21 protein-coding genes and 2 tRNA genes are annotated in these 21,293 nt (G+C 71.6%); 10 read left to right on the top strand and 13 right to left on the bottom strand.

Annotated features, from left to right (window positions below; all coding sequences use genetic code 11):
* Nucleotides 1-3 precede the first annotated feature (3 nt).
* The 3 genes from QOM21_RS23305 to QOM21_RS23295 all read right to left on the bottom strand — a co-directional run bounded on the left by QOM21_RS23305 (nucleotide 4) and on the right by QOM21_RS23295 (nucleotide 3,164).
* Nucleotides 4-1,116: an LLM class flavin-dependent oxidoreductase gene (locus QOM21_RS23305; RefSeq protein WP_407552887.1), complete on the bottom strand. Its 1,113-nt coding sequence runs from the start codon at nucleotides 1,114-1,116 to the stop codon at nucleotides 4-6.
* 169 nt (nucleotides 1,117-1,285) lie between these two features.
* Entirely contained in the window at nucleotides 1,286-2,011 is a 726-nt protein-coding gene (locus tag QOM21_RS23300; RefSeq protein ID WP_393895397.1) for a decarboxylase, read from the bottom strand.
* A 244-nt stretch (nucleotides 2,012-2,255) separates the two neighbouring features.
* Nucleotides 2,256-3,164 (bottom strand): decarboxylase, encoded by a 909-nt coding sequence (locus QOM21_RS23295; RefSeq protein ID WP_407552885.1) that lies wholly within the window; start codon nucleotides 3,162-3,164, stop codon nucleotides 2,256-2,258.
* A 208-nt stretch (nucleotides 3,165-3,372) separates the two neighbouring features.
* On the opposite strand from QOM21_RS23295, the gene QOM21_RS23290 reads away from it, so the two are divergent.
* The gene (locus QOM21_RS23290; RefSeq protein WP_407552883.1) at nucleotides 3,373-4,338 is read left to right on the top strand and encodes a D-2-hydroxyacid dehydrogenase; all 966 of its coding nucleotides are present in this window, start codon (nucleotides 3,373-3,375) and stop codon (nucleotides 4,336-4,338) included.
* A 224-nt stretch (nucleotides 4,339-4,562) separates the two neighbouring features.
* Nucleotides 4,563-5,990, top strand: coding sequence for an amidase (locus tag QOM21_RS23285; protein WP_407552881.1), 1,428 nt, complete (start codon nucleotides 4,563-4,565; stop codon nucleotides 5,988-5,990).
* Here QOM21_RS23285 and QOM21_RS23280 read toward each other — a convergent pair.
* Nucleotides 5,971-6,471 carry a DUF3830 family protein gene (locus QOM21_RS23280; RefSeq protein WP_393895393.1) on the bottom strand — a complete coding sequence of 167 codons (501 nt, stop codon included), beginning with the start codon at nucleotides 6,469-6,471 and terminating at the stop codon, nucleotides 5,971-5,973. The genes QOM21_RS23285 and QOM21_RS23280 overlap by 20 nt on opposite strands.
* Nucleotides 6,472-6,581: 110 nt before the next feature.
* Here QOM21_RS23280 and ehuB point away from each other — a divergent pair, with 110 nt between their 5' ends.
* The 6 genes from ehuB to QOM21_RS23250 all read left to right on the top strand — a co-directional run bounded on the left by ehuB (nucleotide 6,582) and on the right by QOM21_RS23250 (nucleotide 11,002).
* On the top strand, nucleotides 6,582-7,514 hold the full coding sequence (ehuB, locus tag QOM21_RS23275; RefSeq protein WP_407552879.1) for an ectoine/hydroxyectoine ABC transporter substrate-binding protein EhuB: 933 nt from the start codon (nucleotides 6,582-6,584) through the stop codon (nucleotides 7,512-7,514).
* Nucleotides 7,511-8,272 (top strand): ectoine/hydroxyectoine ABC transporter permease subunit EhuC, encoded by a 762-nt coding sequence (gene ehuC, locus QOM21_RS23270; protein ID WP_407552877.1) that lies wholly within the window; start codon nucleotides 7,511-7,513, stop codon nucleotides 8,270-8,272. Before ehuB ends, ehuC begins: the two co-directional genes overlap by 4 nt.
* Complete coding sequence (ehuD, locus tag QOM21_RS23265; protein ID WP_407552876.1) at nucleotides 8,269-8,919, top strand: ectoine/hydroxyectoine ABC transporter permease subunit EhuD; 651 nt, start codon at nucleotides 8,269-8,271, stop codon at nucleotides 8,917-8,919. Before ehuC ends, ehuD begins: the two co-directional genes overlap by 4 nt.
* Nucleotides 8,909-9,760, top strand: a complete 852-nt coding sequence (ehuA, locus tag QOM21_RS23260; RefSeq protein ID WP_407552874.1) for an ectoine/hydroxyectoine ABC transporter ATP-binding protein EhuA — start codon at nucleotides 8,909-8,911, stop codon at nucleotides 9,758-9,760. Before ehuD ends, ehuA begins: the two co-directional genes overlap by 11 nt.
* Before the next feature lie 337 nt (nucleotides 9,761-10,097).
* Complete coding sequence (locus QOM21_RS23255) at nucleotides 10,098-10,856, top strand: IclR family transcriptional regulator (RefSeq protein ID WP_407552872.1); 759 nt, start codon at nucleotides 10,098-10,100, stop codon at nucleotides 10,854-10,856.
* Between the two features lie 72 nt (nucleotides 10,857-10,928).
* Nucleotides 10,929-11,002 (top strand) — tRNA-Lys (locus QOM21_RS23250).
* A 78-nt stretch (nucleotides 11,003-11,080) separates the two neighbouring features.
* On the opposite strand, the gene QOM21_RS23245 is transcribed toward QOM21_RS23250, so the two are convergent.
* The 4 genes from QOM21_RS23245 to QOM21_RS23230 all read right to left on the bottom strand — a co-directional run bounded on the left by QOM21_RS23245 (nucleotide 11,081) and on the right by QOM21_RS23230 (nucleotide 15,442).
* Entirely contained in the window at nucleotides 11,081-12,862 is a 1,782-nt protein-coding gene (locus QOM21_RS23245; protein ID WP_407552870.1) for an AMP-binding protein, read from the bottom strand.
* Nucleotides 12,863-13,041: 179 nt separating this feature from the next.
* Nucleotides 13,042-13,635 (bottom strand): lytic polysaccharide monooxygenase, encoded by a 594-nt coding sequence (locus QOM21_RS23240; protein WP_407552868.1) that lies wholly within the window; start codon nucleotides 13,633-13,635, stop codon nucleotides 13,042-13,044.
* A gap of 185 nt (nucleotides 13,636-13,820) precedes the next feature.
* Nucleotides 13,821-15,023 (bottom strand): hypothetical protein, encoded by a 1,203-nt coding sequence (locus QOM21_RS23235; protein WP_407552866.1) that lies wholly within the window; start codon nucleotides 15,021-15,023, stop codon nucleotides 13,821-13,823.
* Nucleotides 15,023-15,442, bottom strand: coding sequence for an SsgA family sporulation/cell division regulator (locus QOM21_RS23230; protein WP_407552864.1), 420 nt, complete (start codon nucleotides 15,440-15,442; stop codon nucleotides 15,023-15,025). Before QOM21_RS23230 ends, QOM21_RS23235 begins: the two co-directional genes overlap by 1 nt.
* 589 nt (nucleotides 15,443-16,031) lie before the next feature.
* Here QOM21_RS23230 and QOM21_RS23225 point away from each other — a divergent pair.
* Nucleotides 16,032-16,105 (top strand) — tRNA-Lys (locus QOM21_RS23225).
* A gap of 131 nt (nucleotides 16,106-16,236) precedes the next feature.
* On the opposite strand, the gene QOM21_RS23220 is transcribed toward QOM21_RS23225, so the two are convergent.
* Genes QOM21_RS23220 through QOM21_RS23210 form a run of 3 tightly spaced genes read right to left on the bottom strand, consistent with a single transcriptional unit; the run spans nucleotide 16,237 to nucleotide 19,012 of the window.
* Nucleotides 16,237-17,622, bottom strand: a complete 1,386-nt coding sequence (locus QOM21_RS23220; protein WP_407552862.1) for a hypothetical protein — start codon at nucleotides 17,620-17,622, stop codon at nucleotides 16,237-16,239.
* Nucleotides 17,619-18,692, bottom strand: coding sequence for a WXG100 family type VII secretion target (locus QOM21_RS23215; RefSeq protein ID WP_407552860.1), 1,074 nt, complete (start codon nucleotides 18,690-18,692; stop codon nucleotides 17,619-17,621). The genes QOM21_RS23220 and QOM21_RS23215 overlap by 4 nt, the downstream gene beginning before the upstream one ends.
* On the bottom strand, nucleotides 18,689-19,012 hold the full coding sequence (locus QOM21_RS23210; RefSeq protein WP_407552859.1) for a hypothetical protein: 324 nt from the start codon (nucleotides 19,010-19,012) through the stop codon (nucleotides 18,689-18,691). The genes QOM21_RS23215 and QOM21_RS23210 overlap by 4 nt, the downstream gene beginning before the upstream one ends.
* A gap of 171 nt (nucleotides 19,013-19,183) precedes the next feature.
* On the opposite strand from QOM21_RS23210, the gene QOM21_RS23205 reads away from it, so the two are divergent.
* Complete coding sequence (locus QOM21_RS23205; RefSeq protein WP_407552857.1) at nucleotides 19,184-19,855, top strand: FadR/GntR family transcriptional regulator; 672 nt, start codon at nucleotides 19,184-19,186, stop codon at nucleotides 19,853-19,855.
* A 70-nt stretch (nucleotides 19,856-19,925) separates the two neighbouring features.
* On the opposite strand, the gene QOM21_RS23200 is transcribed toward QOM21_RS23205, so the two are convergent.
* Together QOM21_RS23200 and QOM21_RS23195 are read right to left on the bottom strand one after the other, a co-directional pair.
* Nucleotides 19,926-20,627 carry a sortase domain-bontaining protein gene (locus tag QOM21_RS23200; RefSeq protein WP_407552855.1) on the bottom strand — a complete coding sequence of 234 codons (702 nt, stop codon included), beginning with the start codon at nucleotides 20,625-20,627 and terminating at the stop codon, nucleotides 19,926-19,928.
* 33 nt (nucleotides 20,628-20,660) lie between these two features.
* On the bottom strand, nucleotides 20,661-21,248 hold the full coding sequence (locus QOM21_RS23195; protein ID WP_407552853.1) for a hypothetical protein: 588 nt from the start codon (nucleotides 21,246-21,248) through the stop codon (nucleotides 20,661-20,663).
* Nucleotides 21,249-21,293 lie beyond the last annotated feature (45 nt).

Raw genomic sequence — 21,293 nt, 5'->3', positions numbered from 1 at the left:
CCGTCAGGCCGCCGGCAGTCCGTACGCGTCCGCGATCAGCTCGTACGAGCGCAGCCGGGCCGGGCCGCCATGGGCGTTGGCGGTGATCATCAGCTCGTCGGCGCCGGTGCGCTTGGCGAGGTCGTCCAGGCCCTGGCGGACGGCGTCCGGGGTGCCGTGGATGACGTTGCCGAGCCAGCTGTCGACGAAGTCGCGCTCCCGCTCGGTGAAGTGGTGCGCGGCGGCCTCCTCCGGGCTCGGCACCAGGCCGGGGCGGCCGGTGCGCAGCCGGATCATGGAGAGCGCGCCGGTGAGCACCTGGCGGCGGGCCTCCTCCTCTTCCTCGGTGGCCAGCGCCGAGACGCCGATCAGGGCGTACGGCTCGGCGAGCACCTCGGAGGGGCGGAAGGAGGCACGGTAGAGGTCGAGCGCGGGGATGGTGTTGGCCGCGGAGAAGTGGTGGGCGAAGGCGAACGGCAGCCCGAGCGATCCCGCGAGCTGGGCGCTGAAGCCCGAGGAGCCGAGCAGCCACAGCGGCGGCCGGTGGGCGGACTGCACGCCGCCGGGCGAGGTGGCCTGGACCGGCCCCGGCACCGCGTGGATCTTGGCGTAGGGGTGGCCGTCGGGGAAGCTGTCGTCGAGGAACCGGGTCAACTCGGCCAGCTGCTGCGGGAAATCGTCGGCGCCTTCGTTCAGCCTGTCGCTTCTGCGCAGGGCCGCAGCGGTGGCGCCGTCCGTGCCCGGCGCGCGGCCCAGCCCGAGGTCGACGCGGCCGGGGGCCATCGCCTCCAGCGTCCCGAACTGCTCGGCGATGATCAGCGGCGCGTGGTTGGGCAGCATGACGCCGCCCGAGCCGAGCCGGATGGACTCGGTGTGCGCCGCCAGATGGGCGAGCAGCACCGCGGGCGAGGAGGATGCGACGCCGGGCATGGAGTGGTGCTCGGCGACCCAGTAGCGGTGGAAGCCGCGGCGCTCGGCCGTCCGCGCGATGCCGACCGCGGTGCGCACCGCGTCGGACGCGGTGCGGCCGGCGCCCACCGTCACCAGGTCGAGTACGGACAGGGGAACGGGTGCGGTGCCCTTGGCGGTGCCCCGGATGCCGTCGCCGGTGTCCCGGATGTCGTCTTCGCCGCTCACGGTGCGGGTCCTCCTCGCGTTGCCGGTGTGCGAGGAGGACAACCGGAGCACTTCTCCGCTTATTCCCGGGAGCGGGCCCGGCCCCTTTCCCCGGGGTTCGAACCCCGGGGGACCCGGCTCGCTCCGGCGGCAGGCCGGTGGGCGGCCGCCGCCTGCCGCCGGCCCCGCGTCAGGTGCGCGCGGGTCGCGAGAAGAGAGTGCCGAGTGCCGGGCAGGCGATCTCGCGGTCCAGCAGGCGCAGCCCTTCCCAGGCCGTGACCTGGTTGGCGGTGAGCACCGGCTTGCCCAGCTCCGCTTCGAGCGCGGGCAGATGCTCGGCCGTGTGCAGGGCCGTGTCCGGCAGCAGGACCGCCTCGGCGTCCGGATGGTCGCCCGCGCGGGCGAGTTCCAGTACCTCCGCGCGGCCCCAGGTGCCGACCTCGGCGGCGGTGATGATGCCGCTGCCGCGGGTCGAGACGACCTCCGTACCGGCGGACTTGAGGAAGGCGTGGAAGTGCTCGGCTACATCGGCGGGGTAGGTGGCGGCGATCGCGACCCGCTGGGCGCCGAGCGCCTGGACGGCGTGCGCGAAGGCGAAGGACGTACTGGAGGCGGGCAGCCCGGCGGTGGCGGACAGCTCACGGACCTGTTCGTGCGCGCCCTCCCAGCCGAAGACGAAGCTGGCGCTCGTGCAGGCCCATACGACGGCTTCGGCGCCACGGCTCTTCAGCTCCGCGACGCCGGCGGCGAGCCGCGAGGCGGAGCCCATCTCCAGCAGCGCGTCCACCCGGTGGGCGTCCTCGCCGATGTCGGTGTGCACGAGCGGCAGGCTGACCGTGCCGCCCAGGAGCGTTTCGAGCCGGGGGTAGTCGTCCTCGGCGGAGTAGCCGGGGTAGAGGAAGCCGACCGATGCCATGCAGGTCTCCCTTTGGGTGTGCGGGTGCGGGTGGTTCTGCTGGTGTGGTTCTGCCGATGCGGGGGGGTTCGGTGAAGGCAGGCGGGGCGTCAGGGACGCGGGTGCGCCGGAGGCCGCGAGGACGGCCCGGCCGTTACATCCGCACGGGTGCAGCCGTGTGGGTGCGGGCGCTGCTGTGCGGGTGGGCGCTGCCGGCGATGGGGACGCCGGCAGCGGATGGGTGGGTGTCGGATCCGGGCCGGCCTCAGACCGGCGGCTGGGGCCCGGGATCGTCGGGCAGGTACGGCGGCGGATCGCCGCCGTCGGGCACCTCGCCGTCCGGCGGGGGGACCGACGTGCCGGCGAAGGCGGCCTCGGGCGTCACCCGTGGTCCTCCCTCGACGACTCCCGACCCGGACATCGCGGCGGGGCCGCGCCGCGCCACCGGGTCGAGCAGTGCCTGATACGGGCCTACCGCCTGCACGCCGATGGCACGCAGCGCGGCCCACATCGTGACCTGGTTGGCGGACAGGACCGGCATCCGCAGCTCGGCCTCGAGCTGCGGGATGACGTCGTAGGTGGGCAGGTTCGTGCAGCTGATGAACAGCGCGTCGGCGGCACCGACCACGGCCGTGCGGGCCATGTCGACGACGTCGCGGTAGGGCACCTTCCAGATGTGCCGGGTCAGCCCGAGGTAGGCGCGGCCGGTGACCGTGATGCCTGCCTCGCCGAGATAGTCCTCCAGTGAGTCGGTGACCGATTTGGTGTACGGCGTGACCACCGCGATGCGGCGGGCGCCGATCTCGCGCAGCGCTTCGATGAGCGCGCCGGAGGTGGTGAGAGAGGGGACCTCTCCCGCCTGGGCCATGGCGGCGCACATGGCCCGTTCGCCGGCCATGCCCGCGACGAAGCTGCCGGAGGTGCAGGCGTACGAGATCACCTGCGGGGACACCGCGCACAGCGCCTGGACGGCGGCGTGCAGGGTTTCGTGCTCGCTGACGAGACGGGCCAGGTCGAGGCTGACCTCGACGGGCACGAAGGGAGTGCGGGTGAGGTGGAGGGAGACATCGTCGGGAACCCAGCGCCACAGCTCACGGTCGAGCGCGAAGTCGAAGGGAGCGACGACGCCCACGCCGAGCTGCGGCTGTGGGCCACCCAGAAAGGAGACGTCCATGAAGGCCCCTAGAAGAAAAAACGAAGGGCTGGAGTGGCCAGGCCAGTGGCCGGGGATATTGGTGCAGCCGGACAAGCCGGGACGTCGGGACAGAGCCGTTGTTGACACCGTAGATACGACTTCTTAGCGTGGTCAATCCTCGCATCTCAGGCATCTGTCGGCGCCCCCTTCATTAAAAGGGGCTCACGTTTCAGAACGGTTTCTGGCTATGTCCGAAAGCACCGTCCTCGTCCTTGGTTCCGACCCGTCGCCGAAGCTGGACAGACTGACCGGCCGCGCCGAGGTGATCTACGCCGACGAGGCGTCCCTGGCCGACCTGATCCCCTCCGCCGACGTGCTGTTGGCCTGGGACTTCACCTCCGATGCGATCCGGGACTCCTGGCCCTCCGAGGGGCCGAAACCCCGCTGGGTGCACACCGCAAGCGCCGGCGTGGACCGGCTGCTGTGCCCGGCGCTGATCGCCGACGACACCCTGGTGACCAACGCGCGCGGCGTTTTCGAGCAGCCGATTGCCGAATACGTCGCCGGGCTGGTGATCGCCATGGCGAAAGATTTTTACGGAAGTTGGGAATTGCAGCGCCAGCGGCGCTGGCGGCACCGTGAGACGCTGCGGGTCGCCGGCACCCGCGCGGTCGTGGTGGGGTCCGGCCCGATCGGGCGGGCCATCGGCACCACCCTCCAGGCGCTGGGCATCACCGTCGATATTGTCGGCCGCCGGGAACGATCACCGGATCCCTCGTTCGGCACGGTCCATGCGAGTGACGCGCTCAACGGCTTGCTGCCGCAGGCCGATTGGGTGGTCTGCGCGGCGCCGCTGACCGAGGCGACCCGCGATCTCTTCGACCGGCGGGCGTTCGACCGGATGAAGCCGGAGGCCCGGTTCATCAACATCGGACGTGGACAGCTGGTCGTCGAGGACGATCTCGTCGCGGCCCTGCGCGGATGGCGGATCGCCGCGGCCGCCCTGGACGTCTTCCAGCACGAGCCGCTGCCCGAGGACAGCCCCCTGTGGGACGTCCCGCACCTGATCATCTCGCCCCATATGAGCGGGGACACGCTGGGCTGGCGGGACGCCCTCGCCGAGCAGTTCCAGGACAACTTCGACCAGTGGGCCGCCGGCGAGCCCCTGAGCAACCTCGTCGACAAGCGGCTCGGCTACGTCCCGGTGCGCTGACGGCGGCGGAGGCCGACCGGCGCGGACCGGTCGGCCTCCCGCCCTCCGGGGCACTCCCGTACCCCCGGCCTCCGGGCCCAGGAGCCCCGAACCCATAAGCCCCAACGGCCCCACCGGTTACGGTCCGGCCCTTCGATCGGCAACGCCCGCGCACGTCCCCACCCCGCAGCAGCCCCGTACCCGCCCGCTGCCCCGCTCCGGGGCGGCCCACGCTCGGAGGACGCATGACGACCGCACCGACCCATCTCGCCGATCTCACCGCCACGCGGCTCACGGCCGGGTACGCCGCCGGCGAGTTCTCCCCCGTCGAGGTCACCCGCGCGGCCTTGGAGCGCGCCGAGGCCGCCCAGGCCCGGACGAACTGCTTCACCCTGATCACCGCGGACGAGGCGCTGGCGGCCGCCAAGGAGTCGGAGGAGCGTTGGCGGGCCGGGGAGCCGGCCGGCCCGGTGGACGGCGTGCCGACCACCGTCAAGGACCTGATCCTCACCCGCGGCACGCCGACGCTGCGCGGTTCGCGCACGGTCCGGGCCGAGGGCCCGGCCTGGGACGAGGACGCGCCGTCGGTGGCCCGGATGCGCCAGGCCGGTGCGGTGTTCCTCGGCAAGACGACCACCCCCGAGTTCGGCTGGAAGGGTGTCACCGACAGTCCGCGGCACGGCGTGACGGGCAATCCGTACGACGCGGGGCGCACCGCGGGCGGCTCCAGCGGCGGCAGCGCGGCGGCCGTGGCGATGGGCGCGGGGCCGCTGAGCCTGGGCACCGACGGCGGTGGATCGGTCCGCATCCCCGCCTCGTTCTGCGGGATCTTCGCCCTCAAGGCCACCTACGGCCGGGTCCCCCTCTATCCGGCGAGCCCGTTCGGGACGCTGGCGCATGTCGGCCCGATGACCCGGGACGCGGCCGACACGGCACTGATGATGGACGTGATCACCGGCGCGGACTGGCGGGACTGGTCGCAGCTCGCGCCGGGCACCGCCTCCTTCCGCGAGACCCTGGCCGGCCCGGTCGCAGGACTCCGGGTGGCGTACAGCCCGTCGCTCGGCTGGGACGTGCCGGTGGCGCCCGAGATCGCCGCGGCGGTCCGCGGCGCCGTCGACCGGCTCGCCGCGCTCGGCGCGCACGTCGAGGAGGTGGATCCGGGCATCGCCGACCCGGTGGAGGCGTTCCACACGCTGTGGTTCAGCGGTGCGGCCCGGGTGGTGCAGCACCTGGGGGACGCCGACCGGCAGCTGCTCGACCCCGGCCTGCGGGAGATCTGCGACCAGGGGGCCCGCTACAGCGCACTGGACTATCTGGCGGCGGTGGACACGCGCATGGCGCTGGGCCAGGCGATGGGCCGCTTCCACGAGACCTACGACCTGCTGATCACGCCGACCGAGCCGATCACCGCGTTCGAGGCGGGTGCGGAGGTGCCGGCCGGGTCGGGGCACACCCGCTGGACGGGCTGGACGCCGTTCACCTACCCCTTCAACCTCACCCAGCAGCCCGCCGCCACCGTCCCCTGCGGGGTGGACGGCGACGGGCTGCCGATCGGCGTGCAGCTGGTCGGGGCGCGGCACGCCGACGCGCTGGTGCTGCGCGCCTCGCACGCGCTGTACGAAGCGGGGATCGCGGAGATCCCCGCTCCCGCTACACCCGGCGGAAGTTGAGCGACTCCCCCAGGGCGCCGGCCCGCCACAGGTCCTGGCAGGCGTCGGCCATCCGGTCCAGACCGTCGACGACGGCACCCCACACGATCCCGGGAACCCAGCCCGCGTCACCGTTGATCAGCAGATTGTTGCGCTCGTAGAAGAGGGCGAGGTCGACGACGGTGGCGCGGCCCTGGTGCTTGGCCTGGGTCTCGTAGCCGTAGGACTTGGTGCCCAACTGGGTGTCACTGAAGGTGAAGTAGCACAGATCGCCGGGGATCGGGGTGATCGTCGGGTTCTCCAGCGGTGGCTCCTCGGGGGCGAACGGCGGGACAAGCGTGTAGATCTCGTTGCGGGCGTACTTGGCGTGGTAGACGTCGCCGCCGAGCGGGAGGGCGTCCCATACGGCGTTGCAGGTGATCGGCGCGCGGTCGTCGAGCAGCTTGGCCGTGCAGCTCACGCCGCGCTTGTCCAGGGAGACTTCGATGAAGCGATCGGTCATGTCCAGATCGTAGGGGGGCAATACCGGCGTACGGAACAACTCCGAGGCGCTTATATCAAGGGCTGGAAACGATCGGCATATATGCCGGGCGTTCGGGTAGTCGCGCGCCCATGGCGCCACCACAACGGAACATCTCAGAATCCAAAGGACAATGGCCTAGCGGCATCCGCCGCCGCTCGCTGCTCGCGGGGGTAGCGGCGCTCGGCGCAGCGGGTGCGATCGGAGGGACCAGCGGCTGCAGCCAGGTGCCGACGGCCGACGCCAAGGACGGCGGCCACCTGCTGGAGCGGCTGCGTGCGAAAGGTTCGGTCACCCTGGGCCTTGCGGGTGAGCAGCCGTACAGCTACATCGGCCGGGACGGCAAGATGACCGGCTCCTCACCCGCCATCGCCAAAGAGATCTTCAAACGGCTCGGCGTACCCAAGGTCGAGCCCTTTCCGACCGATTTCGGATCGCTGATCGTCGGGCTGAATTCTCAGCAGTTCGATGTGGTCGCCGCCGGGATGTACATCAATCCGGAACGCTGCGCCAAGGTCATCTTCGCCGATCCCGAGTACCAGATGCTGGACGCTTTCCTTGTCCGCAAGGGCAATCCGATGAAGCTCCACACATATAAGGACATCGCCAGAACCGGGGCGAAGATGGCGACCGGCGTCGGATACGCCGAGCTGGACTACGCCAAGGAAGCCGGCGTCAAGGACATCTCCACGCTCCCGGACCAGCTGGCCGGCCTGCTCGCCGTCGAGCAGGGCCGGGTGGACGTCTTCGTGGGCACCGCGGTCACCGTGCGCAATGTCGTACGCCAGTCCAGGACCACCAAGGCCGAGGCGACCGCCGAGGTCACGCCGCTGGTGGACGGCAAGCCGGTCATCGATGTCGGCGGCTTCGCCTTCCGGACCCCCGAGACGGCGCTGCGCGACGCGTTCAACCGCGAGCTGCACAAGATGAAGAAGACCGGCGAGCTCCTGGACCTGATGCGGCCTTTCGGGTTCAAGAAGGACCAGATGACGGAGATCACCGCCAAGGAGAAGTGCCGGCCATGAGCGATATCACCTGGGGTTTGTGGGAACTCCTCCTCAAAGGCGTGTGGATCACCGTTCAGCTGACCGTCTACAGCGCCGCGCTCGGCGCCCTGGTGGCCTTCGTGATCGGCGTCGCGCGCACCCACCGGCTGTGGATCGTCCGCTTCGTGTCCGGCGCCTACTTCGAGATCTTCCGCGGCACCTCCGCGCTGATCTTGATGTTCTGGGTGTTCTTCGTGCTGCCGATGGGCTTCGGCTGGCAGCTGGTCCCGATGTGGGCCGCCGTCCTCACGCTGGGCCTGACCTACGGCGCGTACGGCTCCGAGGTGGTGCGCGGCGCGGTCGCCGCGGTCTCCCCGGCGCAGCGTGAGGCGGGCATCGCGCTCAGCTTCTCGCCGGCCCAGCAGCTGCGGAAGATCATCCTGCCGCAGGCCTGGCCGGGCATGATCCCGCCCTTCAACAACCTGCTGATCGAGCTGCTCAAGGGCACCGCGCTGGTGTCGATCCTGGGCGTCGGCGACATCACCTTCGGTGCTTCGCTGGTGCGCAACGCCACCGCGCAGAGCGCGCCCGTCTACACGATCATCCTGGTCATGTACTTCGTGCTGGCCTTTGTACTGACCCGCGGGATGCGCGTGGTGGAGCGGCACGCCAAGGCAGGCATCGGCCAGGCACCGCCCGAGCGGACCGCCATGAAAAGCAAGCTGAGCGTCGGCACGCAGGCCGGGCCGGCGACCGGTACGGCGGCCGGCGCCGCGGCGGAGGGTGATGTGCGATGACGTTCGACTGGTCCGCGGTCGGCGATTTCCTGCCGACGTTCTGGAAGGGCGTCCTGGTCACCCTCCAGGCCCTGGCCCTCGGTTCACTGATCGCCTTCGCACTCGGCCTCGTGTGGGCCCTGGCGCAGCGCTCCTCCCTCAAGGTGGTGCGCTGGCCGGTGACCGCGATCACCGAGTTCGTGCGCAACACCCCGCTGCTGGTGCAGCTGTTCTTCCTCTACTACGTCATGCCCGAGTGGGGCATCACGCTCACCGCCATGGTCACCGGCGTGATCGCGCTGGGCCTGCACTACTCGACGTACACCGCCGAGGTCTACCGCGCCGGCATCGACGGCGTACCGGCCGGCCAGTGGGAGGCGGCCACCGCGCTGAGCCTGCCGCGCAGCCGCACCTGGATAGCCGTGATCCTGCCGCAGGCCATCCGCCGCGTGGTCCCTGCGCTGGGAAACTACGTCATCGCCATGCTGAAGGACTCGCCGATGCTCTTCGCGATCGGCGTGCTGGAGATGCTGGGTGAGGCACGGCAGTTCTCCTCCGCGACCTTCCAGACCGTCGAGCCGTACACGGTCGTCGGTATCGCCTTCATCCTGATCGCCTACCCCGCTTCTCTTCTCCTGCGAGCCCTGGAGCGTCGTCTTGTCCGCTGACAGCAACACCCCCAACACCACCGGTCCCAAGGACGCGGCGGACCGGTCCAAGGAGACGGCCAACCCGGCGGTCGACGGCAGCGAGCTGATCCACTTCGACAAGGTCACCAAGCGGTTCGGCTCGCACACCGTCCTCGACTCGCTGGACATGAAGGTCTTCTCCGGCAAGCACGTGACCCTGATCGGTCCCTCCGGCTCCGGCAAGACCACGATCCTGCGGCTGATGATGACGCTGCTGAAGCCGGACGAGGGCACCATCAAGCTCAACGGCGAATACCTCACGCACGAGGAGAAGGGCGGCAAGCTCGTCCCCGCGAGCGACCGGTACAGCCGTGAGGTCCGCAAGAACATCGGCATGGTCTTCCAGCAGTTCAACCTCTTCCCCAACATGAAGGTGCTGCGGAACATCACCGAGGCGCCGGTGCACGTGCTGGGCCTGGAGAAGGACGCGGCCGAGGAGCGGGCCCGGGAGCTGCTCGACCTGGTCGGCCTCACCGAGCACCTCGACAAGTACCCGAGCCAGCTCTCGGGCGGCCAGCAGCAGCGGGTCGCCATCGCGCGGGCGCTGGCGATGCGGCCGCAGGTCCTGCTGCTCGACGAGGTGACCTCGGCGCTCGACCCGGAGCTGGTGGCCGGTGTGCTGGACGTCCTGCGGGACATCGCGCACACCACGGACATCACGATGCTCTGCGTCACGCACGAGATGAACTTCGCCCGCGACATCTCCGACTGCGTGATGATGTTCGACGCCGGCCGGGTCATCGAATTCGGGCCGCCGGAGCAGATGTTCACGGATCCCGAGCACGAGCGCACCCGCGAGTTTCTGAGCGCCGTGCTCTGACACCGCGCACGCGCCGGAGCCCGGTCCCCCAGGTGGGGGCCGGGCTCCGGCGCGTGGTGAAGGTGCCGGGGCCGGGCGCCGCCACGGGCACCGTGCGACGGCGGCCGCCGTCCCCCGAACGGGTTTACCGTGCCATGGTCATATGCCAGGGTGGCGCGCGCCTGGACAGACGCGTGTCCGCCCACGCTTTTCGGTCAAGACCCCCTCCATCGAGGGCCGTTGACCGCTATCGTGAGACGAGCCCCGTTGTACGGAAACGGTCGCGGGCCAAGCGTCGACCGCGTCCGGTGCGACGACGGTCACGACGCAAGCGGTAACAACCTGGTAGGGGGACACCGTGGCGCTGAAGCCCGAGCCGACCGCGCCGTTCCATTCGGTGCAGTACGCCCTTCGCGTGCTCGAAACGATCTCCAGGCACGCCCACGGCGTGACCGACGCGCAGATCGCACGCGAAACAGCCATGTCCCCGGACCACCTCTCCCACATGCTGTCGATGCTGCAGCGTGAAGGCTATGTGGAGCAGGTCGGGGACGGGGCGTATGTGGTCGGCGATTCACTGCTGCTGCTGGGGTCGGGCGGTGAGCGCACCCAGGCCCTTCGGGACAAGCTGCAGGTGACGCTCGACGAACTGCGGGACTCCGTGGGCGCGGCCGTCTACATCAGCCGGTACATCGACGGCGAGGTCAAGATCCTCCACTACGCCGACGGGCCGCTCGCCCCGAAGGTCAACGAGTGGGCCGAATTCCGCCGTACGGCACACGCCAGCGCGGTCGGCAAATGCCTCCTCGCACAGCTCGACCACGACGGCCGCAAGGACCACCTCTCCCGTCACAAGACCGCCCGGCTCACCTCCCGGACGATCACCAACGAGAAGGTGCTGTTCCACAAGCTCGACAGCCAGCCGCCGACGGTCCCGGTCCTCGACCTCCAGGAGTACGCCGTCGGTACGGTCTGCGCCGCCGTACCGATCACGGCCGGCTCGACGGTGGGCTGCCTCGCGCTGTCCATGCCGCTGGAGCACGCCCACCGCCTGCGGCAGGCCGCCGATGCCCTCAACCGTCGTGCCGCTCCGGTGCTGCTCTCGCTCGCGATCTGACCGGCGGGCAGGGGGCGCCCTACGTGGTCCTGAGCACCCTTTCGGACCGGGTAGTATTTCTTTCGTCAGCGCGCGCCGCTAGCTCAGTTGGTTAGAGCAGCTGACTCTTAATCAGCGGGTCCGGGGTTCGAGTCCCTGGCGGCGCACCTGTGAAGTGGGCGTTCTCGGTTCTCCGGGGACGCCCACTTCGTCGTTGCACGGCGCTGCCTCGGCCCGGCCGGGGCTCACCGGTCCAGCAGATGCTCCCGTTCATGGTCGCGGTAGAGGGCCAGGAGTGCGGCGCGGTCCCCCGCGCCGAACGGCCGGTACCTCCACCCCGCAGCCCCCTGGGACTCGGCGCCTCCCGCTGCACCGTCCCCTCGCGGCGACCACCACACCGGCTCGGGGCAGCGGAATCCGGCCCGGCGCAGCGCGACGCGGTGCACCTTGTTGGTGGCGGTCACCGGAAGCGCGGCCACCGGCCGTACGAAGCGCGGTGCCATCTTCGTCCCCAGGTCCGGCTGGGCGGCGAGGAACGCCGCGAAGTCGTCGGGGTCGAAGGCCGCGCCCTCGCGAAGGGCGAGGGCCGCCATCACCTGGTCGCCCGCGATGGGATCGGGCACGGCGTACACGGCGACTCCGGCGGCCGGGGCGTAGCGGGCAAGGATGTTCTCGATCATCGCGGCGGCGAGATTCTCGCTGTCGACCCGCAGGCGGTCGTCCGTGCGCCCGGCGAAGTGGAAGAACCCCTCGGCGTCGCGGAAGAAGAGGTCACCTGTCCAGTACCAGCCCGCGCCCCGGCCCGCGGCGCGGCCCCGGGTGCGGGCGGCGGTGGCCTCGGGATTGCGCCAGTACCCCTCGAAGGAACTGCGGCCGCGGTTGACCAGCTCCCCTATCGCCTGTTCGCCGTTGAGCAGGCGCCCGGCCGGGTCGAGGCGGGCGGGCGGCAGCTCGACGCCGGTCTCCGGGTCGACGACGGCGAGGTCGTCCCCAGGGGCGGGCCGCCCGATGGCGCCCGGCGGGGTGTCCGGCGAGCGCTGGAGCGCGGCGCCGCCCTCGGACGAGCCGTATCCCTCGGTGAGGCGCACACCGAACCGTTCGGCGAAGCGCGCGGCGTCCACGCTGCCGGCCTCGGTGCCGAATCCGGCACGCAGCCGGTGGTCGCGGTCGTCGGGGCCCGGCGGGGTGGCGAGCAGGTACTGCACGGCACGGCCGACGTAGGTGAAGTAGGTGGCGCCGTGGCGGCGGACGTCCGGGAGGAAGGCGGAGGCGGAGAAGCGGCGGCGCAGCGCGACGGCCGCGCCGCCGGCCAGCGCGGGGGCCCAGCCGGCGATGACGGCGTTGCCGTGGAACATCGGCATGCAGAGGTAGTGGACGTCGTCCCGGCGCACGCCGAAGTATCCGGCCAGCGAACGGCCGGCGGCCGCCAGTCTGCCCTGGCTGCACAGGGCGGCCTTCGGCGCGCCGGTGGATCCGGAGGTGAAGCAGAGCAGCATCCGGGTGGCCGGGGTGGGCGTCCCTCGCCGGCCGGTGCCGGTGACCTCGGCGGGGCGGACACCTTCGTACGGCGTGAGCAGGTCCCGAAAGGCCGGGTCGTCCACGACGAACACACGGTCCGGCGGGAGGGGTAGTTGCAGCCCGGCCAGCAGCGGGAGATGGGCGCGTTCGGTGATCAGCAGCGCGCAGTCGGTATGGGCGATGTCGCGGGCGAGTTCCGGGCCGCGGCGGGTGGGGTTGATGCCGGCCACGGCCGCGCCGGCGAGCGCCGCCGCGCTGAGCCACAGCGCGTATTCGGGGACGTTGTCCAGCAGTACACCGACGTGGGGTGTTGCCGCGGGTGGCAGCAGTTCGCCGAGCAACGCCGCTCGGGCGGCGGCTCCTGCGGCCAGCTCGTGGTGGGTCAGGGTGCGGTCACCGCAGAGGACACCGGGCCGGTGGTCGTTCCACTGCGCGAGCACGAGTTCGGCGACGGTGGCGGCGCCGTCGCCTGCGCGGGAGGTGCCGCCGCTGGTGCCGTTGGCTGCCATGGCGCCGCAGCGTAGCTGACACATCGTCAGTTGTGGAGAGCGATGCAGGGATGGAGGGTGGCGCAGGCCATGGGCGGTACGCGACGCGGGCACCGGGGCCGGGACGCGACGAGGGCCTCCCCGGGGGAAGGCAGGGAGGCCCAGCGGTACCGCGCCGCCGTCGTGGGGCGGACCGGAGGTCAGGAGACGTCGACGTCCGAGCAGGCGTAGAAGGCGTTGCCCGTGTCCGCGACGTTCCAGACGCCGAGGATCAGGTGGTGGCCGGACTTCTGGGTGGGCACGGTCCCCTGGTGCTGGACCGTCTGGCCCGGCTGCGCGCCGCCCATCGGGACCGTCATGAACGGCTCGGGTTCGAGGTCGGCACGGGTGAGCGGCTTGCTCGGGTCGTAGCCGTCCTTGGTGATGAAGTACTGGAAGTCGGCGGTCGAATGACGTGCGGTCAGCCGCCAGGTGAAGGTGTAGCCCTGCCCTGCGGAGAGCTTGGTGGCGGGCCAGTTGCCGCCCCGCGGGTCGTCCAGCTCCGCGAAGTTGTCGTGTCCGCCGGAGCAGATCTTGCCGTCGGCGGGGCCGGCGGCGGGGAAGCCCTTGGGCGCCTCGACGCTCTGCGGTTCGTACTGGATCGCACCGCAGTCCTTGACGGTGCCGTTGGCGCAGAGCGCCTGCCGGCTCGGGGGCGCGTCGCTGTAGCCGTGGCTGGAGGCGCTGCCGGTCGACAGGAAGGAGACGCCGACGATGCCGAGACCTATCACGGCGGCACTGAGCTTTTTGCGCATGCTTCGCTCCTGAAGAACGTGGGGGGAGTTCCGTGAGCTGGAAGTGCGGTCTAGACCAAAACGCAGACTAGTGAGCGGTGTTGGACATGTCCAGACCAATAACAACCGGATCTCCGGGCTCTCCCAGCGACTCTCCCCCGCCGCCCACACGGCCCGGCCGCTGCCCACGGCCCCACCGGCAGAGGTCAGGCCGCCACCGTGAGGGAGCCGGATTCCGGGCGGGCGGCCGTGTGCACCAGCGCGGTGTACGTGCGCCGGAGCGCGATCAGCGACTCCTGTGCCTCGCGGTAGACCGCGGCATCCGGGCCGCCCCGGTGCGCCAGGGTGCGCACCGGCGCACAGTGGCGGTCCATCGCACTGAGCCAGGCGCGGTGCTGCGCCGGCAGGTGGCGGCGCTGGTGTTGGCGCCCGCCCTCACCCACGCGTCGCCCGCCGATGCCCAGCACCGCGTCCGCGGCCTGAAGGACCGGCGGCTCCAGGGCACCCTGTTCTGCGAGCGCCGCGAGCACCGCGCTCTGCGGCACGGTGGCCGCCGGAGCGTCCGCCAACTCGGCTGTCTCGGCACGCAGCTGGGCGCGCAGGGCGTGCTGGATGCGGACCAGGCGGCGCAGTGCGGTGGGCGTGGAGGAGTCGTCGGGCGAGCGGCCCGCCAGGGTCTCGGCGAGCCGGAAGAGCCATATGCCGTGCGCCTCCAGCCGGGTCGCGGCGAGCATCAGCCGGTCCAGGCGGCTGAGCGGCTGCCCCTCCGGCGCCCAGCGGACGATCGGTACGAGCGGCTCGGTGCGGGCCAGCTGGTCGATGGGGATGTGCCGGCGGGGCTTCCGCTCGGGGGCCCAGTTGTGCAGCGCGAGGGTGGGCAGCGCGACGAACTGGTCATGGTCGATCCGCTGCGCGATCGCCGCCCACAGATCGAGGAACGCCTCGTCGGCGACCTTGCGTGCGGTCGGCGCGAGCGGGTCGAGACCGCCCCAGCCGCAGGCCACCGCGATCACCGCGACCCGCATCGCGGCGGCCTCGGCGTTGCGCGGCGAGAGCCGCGAGACCCGCTGCCGCAGGGCACTCAACTCCTGCGCGTGGTGCGCACGTTCGACCAGGTCGACGGCGCTCTCGCGGCCGGGCGCGAGCGCCGCGGCGCGGGCCATGGCGTCCAGCCGCGTCCACGTACCGATCATGGAACGGACAGGGGGCCGCTCGGGGAGGAAGCCGTGCGCCCGCGGGTCGTGCGGCGCGCTCGGGGAGAGGGCCTGCCCGTCCTCGGCGGCGGCGCGCTCCGGTACGCCGCCGGGCGCCCGGGCCCGCCCGCCCGCTCCGGGCGCGGCAGGACTCGTGGCCTGCCGCGCGGACGGCACGACCGGGCCGGGACCGGTCACCGTGGTCAGGGACGTCATCAGCACTTCCCCGCGAGCAGCCGGGCCAGATGGGTGTCCATGTCGAGGTAGTCGTCCTCGTGTCCGGGCGGCACGATCGCCGCCGTCTGCTCCAGCCATGCGGTCAGCTCCGTCGCGCGCACCGACAGCTCGCAGACGCTGTCGTCGGTGGACAGTTCGATATGCGCGCGCTGCCGGCCCCCCGGCTCCCCGCAGGGCCACACCCGTACGTCCCCCTCGCCGGCCTCGCCGCGCATGCCGGCGAGCAGCAGGTCGCGGGCGAACAGCCAGGTGGCGATCGTCCGGCCACGACTGAGGAAGGCGACCTCGACCTCGTACGGACGGTCACTGCGGTAGCTGAAGCGGCCGGCCACCGGAACCGTTTCGTCCGGCCCGAGGAGGAACTGCATCTCAAGGGTGCGCTTGGCTGTCGACACCACGACGATCAACCTTTCCGAGGGAGGGACGGGTCCCGGTGGACCCGGGCCAGGGCGCGCGTCCTACCAGACGCCGCCGCGGAGGTCGGGGTTGCGGGAGGTGAAGAAGGAGTGACGGACGCCATGCCGGGTCGGCCCGCGCCGTCGCCATCGGACCGGGCCCGGTATCCGGCATGCGGGCTCCTGCGCACGTGAGTGCGCGCAAGGTGTCCCAGCACCGCCATCTCGGGCCCTCCTGTGATCCGGAACCCGTCGGCTCTCGCCGCGGCGTTCACCTCAGCCTCTCAACCGGCAGGAGATATCGCATGCTGACGGGGCATCTGGTTCACATCAGGAAGAAAGGTGACGTTATGGAGCATTACGGGCACGTGATCGTCCGCACCCCGAGAACTCCGGCCGGAACGCGTGGTCGCTCGGCCACTCGGCCACTCGGCCACTCGGCCGCCCGGCCGCCGGAGTGCCGCGCGGAACGGGAGGACGGGGCCGGGGAGCCCGCGCACGTGTGCTGAATCACACCGCTTCAGCGCGTGGGGAGCCCGCTCGCGGGTACGGGGCACGCCCGGATTTCGTGTAAAGTTCTTCAGGTCAGCGCGCGCCGCTAGCTCAGTTGGTTAGAGCAGCTGACTCTTAATCAGCGGGTCCGGGGTTCGAGTCCCTGGCGGCGCACGTAGCACTGAGGCCCCTCGCCATGCGAGGGGCCTCAGTCGTTGTCGGGAGGGTCGCGGCGGGGGCCGCTCCCCACGCGGGGTGGCCCGGGGTCCCGGGGCCGAGACCCCGGAACCCCGACTCCGCTGTCGTCAGGCGGCCGGCTCCCCGGCCACCGCCCCCTTGGCCTCCGTCGCCTTCGCCGGGGCCAGCAGACCACCGAGCATCCAGACGAAGAAGGGCGCGGCGACGCCGGCCACGGCCGTCCAGACCCGCCAGCCGCCGTCCGCCGGGAGCAGCAGCGCGCCCGCGGCGGCCACCGACACGAGCAGGCCGAGCAGCACGGACACCGGAACCGTACGGGGCCAGAGACTGCCGAACTCCAAAAGCCGGACCTGCCGGCCGGCGTCGATCGCGACGGGCCCGCGCGGCTGGGCGGCCACCCGCGCGGCCTCGGCGCCGGGGACGCGGCCGGGCAACTGCCAGCCCTCGTCCGCGACGAAGTCCGCGGCGACCTTCTTCCCGGTCGCGGCCGGGTTCCACACCAGCCAGCCCGCACGGCCGACGAGCAGCGGGGTCGCTCGCTCGTGCGACGCCGCAAGGCCGAGCGGCACCTCGCCCGCCTCGGTGCTCAGGGTCAGGCACTTGTAGCGCGAGGTGCTCTTCGCGTCCTTCTTGGCGTCGCTGCCGGAGGGCGGTTCGGCATGCTCGGACGCGCCGGTGACGGTGGCACGGAGGGCGACCCAGTCAGCCTGGACGCGCCGGGCCCCGCGCGGCGGGGAGGCGACACCCAGCATGGCGAGCGCGACGACGGCCCATCCCACCGCGGCGAAGAGGGAACTGCCCTGCGACAGCGTGCGGCCCGCGAGCTGCGCCTCGACCTCGGCCGGAGTGAGGGCGCCGACGGCCCCGAGGCGGGGCTGCTCGGGCACGTAGGCGACAGGGAAGGTGTCACCCACCTCCCGGGGGCCCCTCCTGGTCTCCGTGCGGAAGGTCGCGGAGACGTCCTTGCCGTCGGCGGCCGACGGCAGCTTGACGGTGTAGTCGGCGGTCGCCGCGGAACGGCTGCTGCTTCCGGCGCGCACCACATTGCCGACGGCGGTCACCGGCAGTTCCTTGATCACGTGGTCCGCGTCGGCGATCCGGGTCGCGGTGGGGCTGCGGTCCGGGTCGGCCGCGCCCAGGCAGACGGACAGCACCAGCGCGGTGGGTACCGCGACCGCGACGGCCGTGATCCTGGCCCAGGTCCAGCGGGAGCTGTGGAGGTCCGCGGGTACCGGGGCACCCGCGCGGCCCGCGGGGTCGCGCACCGCGTCGAGCGCGCGGGCGTACGCCTGCTCCGGAAAGATCCGGCCCGCGGTCAGGCCGTGGCCGATCAGCGCCACCACGCAAGCGGCCACCACCGCCAGGGCTCCCCACACCACGCACGTTCGGGCCGGGCCGGCACCCAGGAACACCCAGCCGCCCGTCAGCACGACGAGCGCCGACGGGCCCGCCACCGTGACCCAACGGCCGAGCCGCACCGCCCCGGCGCTCATCCGAAGGCCCCGAATTTACTGGTGTCCGGCTTGTCCTTCACTCGCTCCGCACCCTTCTCGTTGCCCTTGGTCGCATCTTCCTGCGCGTCCTTGATGTCGTTGCCGGCCTCGCCCGCGCCCATGCCGGCAGAGCCGTTGATGCCGACGTCGATACCCAGCTCGCGTGTGCCGTTGAGATTCTGCCCGTCGATGGCGTGGTGGGTGGCCGCGCCCCCCGCGGCGCCGCCGAGACCGCCGAAGACCGCGCCGATGGCGATCTGGGTGCCGTCGTTGTCCTCACCCTTGATGGCGTTGTTGGTGAGGTCGCCGACGACGCTCGCCCCGGACCCGCCGAGGGCGCCGGAGGCGGCGCTCTCCGCGATCCCGCCGCCGAGCCGGCCGCCGATCAGGGCTCCCGCACCGGCCCCGCCGAGCGCGCCGTAGCCCGCGTTGATGGCGTTGTCGCGCCATTCGGGGCCCTTGCCGCTGATCACGCTGGTGCCGACGCCGGAGGCGAAGCCCCCCGCGTACTGCGTGCCCATCTCCACGAGGAAGCGCTGCCACTTGCCGGCTCGGGCGAAGGTCTGGATGGCGCGGAAGGCCTTGGCGACCTTGCTGAGGATGGCGCCGAGCCGAGTGGCGGCGCGGGCCGCCTGGGCGGCGAGGCGGGCGGCGTTGGCGGCGCCCGCCGCGGCCCCGAAGCCGAGGGTCACGAAGGACAGGGCCACGCCGACCCCGACCGAGACGCCGATCTCCAGATAGATCTGATGGATCTCGTCGTTGATCGTCTCGATGGAGTCGGCGGCCTCGTCGAGGCCCTTGGCTGCCTTCTCGAAGACCGGGACGGTTTCGTCGACCGCCTTCTTGAGCTCGTCCCAGTGGGCCTTGAAGGCGTCCGCGGACTCGCCGCGCCAGTGCTCTCCGAGGGTGTTCTGGACCTGTGTGTCCAGGGTGGAGAACATGGTGTCGAGGTGATCACCCATGGTGCGCCAGCCCCGGGCCGCGTCCCGCAGGACGTCCGGGCGGCCACCGGGGTTGACGATCTCGATGCCGGCTTCGTAGACCTTCTCGGCGGCGCTCTCCTCGCTCACCTGTCATCCCCCTTGAACATGTCGGCCATGGCGTCGTCCGCGGACTCGGTGTTCTTGGCGTTCTCGCGCATGCCACCGCCGATGCCGTCGAGGTGACGGTGGAGGTTCCCGAGGGACTTGGCCATGTGCTCGGCCAACTCGATGTAGGCGGAGGTGATTTCTTCGGATTCGGTGAGAATTCCGAAGCCGTCGTGGATCTGCTCCTCGCCCGCCTTCGAGGAAAATTCCTTCAGATACTGCTCCAAATCGTATGCATGCGTCTCAAAGCTCTTCCCCAGCTTGTTGAGCTGCGTCTCGTCGATGTACATGTCGTCAGCCATGACGCCCCCATTCCGTCGACTCGCCGCCTCGCGACGTGATTTGGGGCGTCACTTTACCAATTCGAGGGGACTGCTTTACCTGCCGCGTTCCTTCTTCATTCGGTCCGTATCGCGCGATGAAATGCCGTCATATCGCTGGTCAAATCGTCGTCCCCGGGGCAGAGTCACCGCATGGCGCGCGACATTCAGAACCGCATCAAGAGGCTGATCATCGATGAGCGGCTGCCGTCCGGCGCCGCGCTGCCCACCGAGCCGGAGCTGATGGAGCTGCTCGGGGTGAGCCGCAACTCCGTACGGGAGGCGCTCAAGGGGCTGCAGGCGATGGGCATCGTGGAGATCCGGCACGGGTTCGGTACCTATGTCGGTCCGATGACGATGGCGCCGATGAGCGAGGGCCTGGCGTTCCGTACGGTCGCCGGGCATCTGCGCGGTGAGGACAGCCTGCGCCAACTGCTGGAGCTGCGCGAGGCGGTGGAGGCCGGGCTGATCGCGCGGCTCGCGGGGCAGGTGCCGCCGGAGGATCTCGCCGAACTGGACGGGCTGGTGTCCCGGATGGAACAGGAGGCGGCGGCCGGGGCGGTTGCGGCGGAGACGGACCGGGCGTTCCACGCCGCGCTGTACCGGGGGCTGGCCAACCCGCTCCTCAGTGAGGTGCTGGACGCGTTCTGGGAAGCCTTTCACCGGGTGCGTACGGATCTGGCGGACGCGACGGCGGACCCTCGGGCCACCTGGCGCGAGCACGGGGAGATCGTGGCGGCCGTACGCGCCGGAGACGCGGGTCGCGCGGAACGGGCGGTGCGGAAGCACTTCGACAATATTCGCCGGCGGCTGCGTAGCTCCTGAGCGGCTGCGCGCCTGTTGTTCTTGCGCGCCTGTCCTGTGTGCCTGTGCTTCTTGCGCGCCTGAGGCCGTTTCAGCCGGCCACCGGGCCCGCGGGCTCGAATCCCGTCAGATGGGCGGAGACGACCACGTTCACGGTGCTGTCGCCGGTCGCCGGGTCGGTGGTGCCGCCGGTGGCGATCAGCCGGAGTTCCGACCGGCCCCGCTCGTGCGCGCCGTAGGCCCTGCCGGCGTCGAAGTGCGCCCGGTCGTAGAGCTTGACGTCCTCGACGGTGAACTGGGCGGTGCTGCCGTCCGAGCGCTGCACCGTCACCACGTTTCCGGGCCTGATGCTGCTCAGGCCGTCGAAAACAGCTCCGTCGGACGAGGTGGCGACCCGTCCGACGAGCACTGCGGCACCCTGCTCACCCGGTGGTGGGCCCCCGGCGTACCAGCCCACCACGTCCGGTGCCGTCCGGGGCGGCGGGGTCACCGCACCGTTCGTGGCAAGGCCGCGGGGGACGACGCCGGCCTGTACCCCGAGGGCATCGATGGTGAGGCGGGTGGGCCGGACGGTTCTCGATGCGGCCACCGGGGCGTGGGCGTGCGCGGGCGCGCCCGGCGGACGGCCGACGGCGGCGACATCGCCGGTGGTGGGCAGCTGGGCCGCGACCTCGTCCGTCAGGTCGCGGCCCCACACCCACAGTCCCAGCAGCAACAGCGCCCAGGCCACACCGGTCAGCAGTCGGCCATGGCCGGTGCCGAGCGGTTTCGCCCGGCTGCCGTCAGCTCTCATCTGCGCCGCCCTCAGTCCTCATCCGTACCGCCCTCAGCTCTCATCCGTACCGCCTTGCCGTTCGCGCCGGAGCCGCAATCGCAGCCGCAGCAGCTGTCCCGCGATGACCAGGATCACGCCCCCCGCGAGCACCAGTCCGACCGCGGAGGTGCTGCTCAGCTCTCCCGCGGGCGGGGCCTTGCCGTCCGGGTCGGCCTGTCCCGGCGGGGTCTCCCGGGTGGCCGGGCGGGCACCGCTCCGTGCCGGTGCGCTCGGCGCGACGGGCGCGCTGACCTGCATCGTCCCGGTGACCTTGGTCGTCCGCCCGCCCGCACCGGGACACGCGACGGTGACGGGGTGCGCGCCGGGCTGCGCGCCGGAGCCGATCCGGGCGTGGCCCGTCAGCTCGCCGGCGGCCCGGGCGAGCGGAACGGTGCCGGCGAACGCCCCCGACAGGGCGGTGGCCTCGGCAGCCGGGCAGCCGGTGACCCGCAGGATGACGTCCCCGCCGGGTACCGCCGAGACGGGGGTGACGGAGACCGTTCCGGTCCCTGCGCCGGGCTTCTCCCCGGCATGGGCGGGCGCCGCCGTCACCGCGCAGGCCGCCACTGCGGCACAGAACGTGAGTTGCGGTGAGCGCATGGTGAACCTCCGATACTTCCGAAGGTCCGCCCGCGCGGGGCCGGC

The sequence above is a fragment of the Streptomyces sp. Pv4-95 genome (genome assembly GCF_045782725.1).
GTDB lineage: Bacteria > Actinomycetota > Actinomycetes > Streptomycetales > Streptomycetaceae > Streptomyces.
Note: the sequence above shows the minus strand (reverse complement) of the source record. Positions and strands in the feature narration are given on the sequence as shown.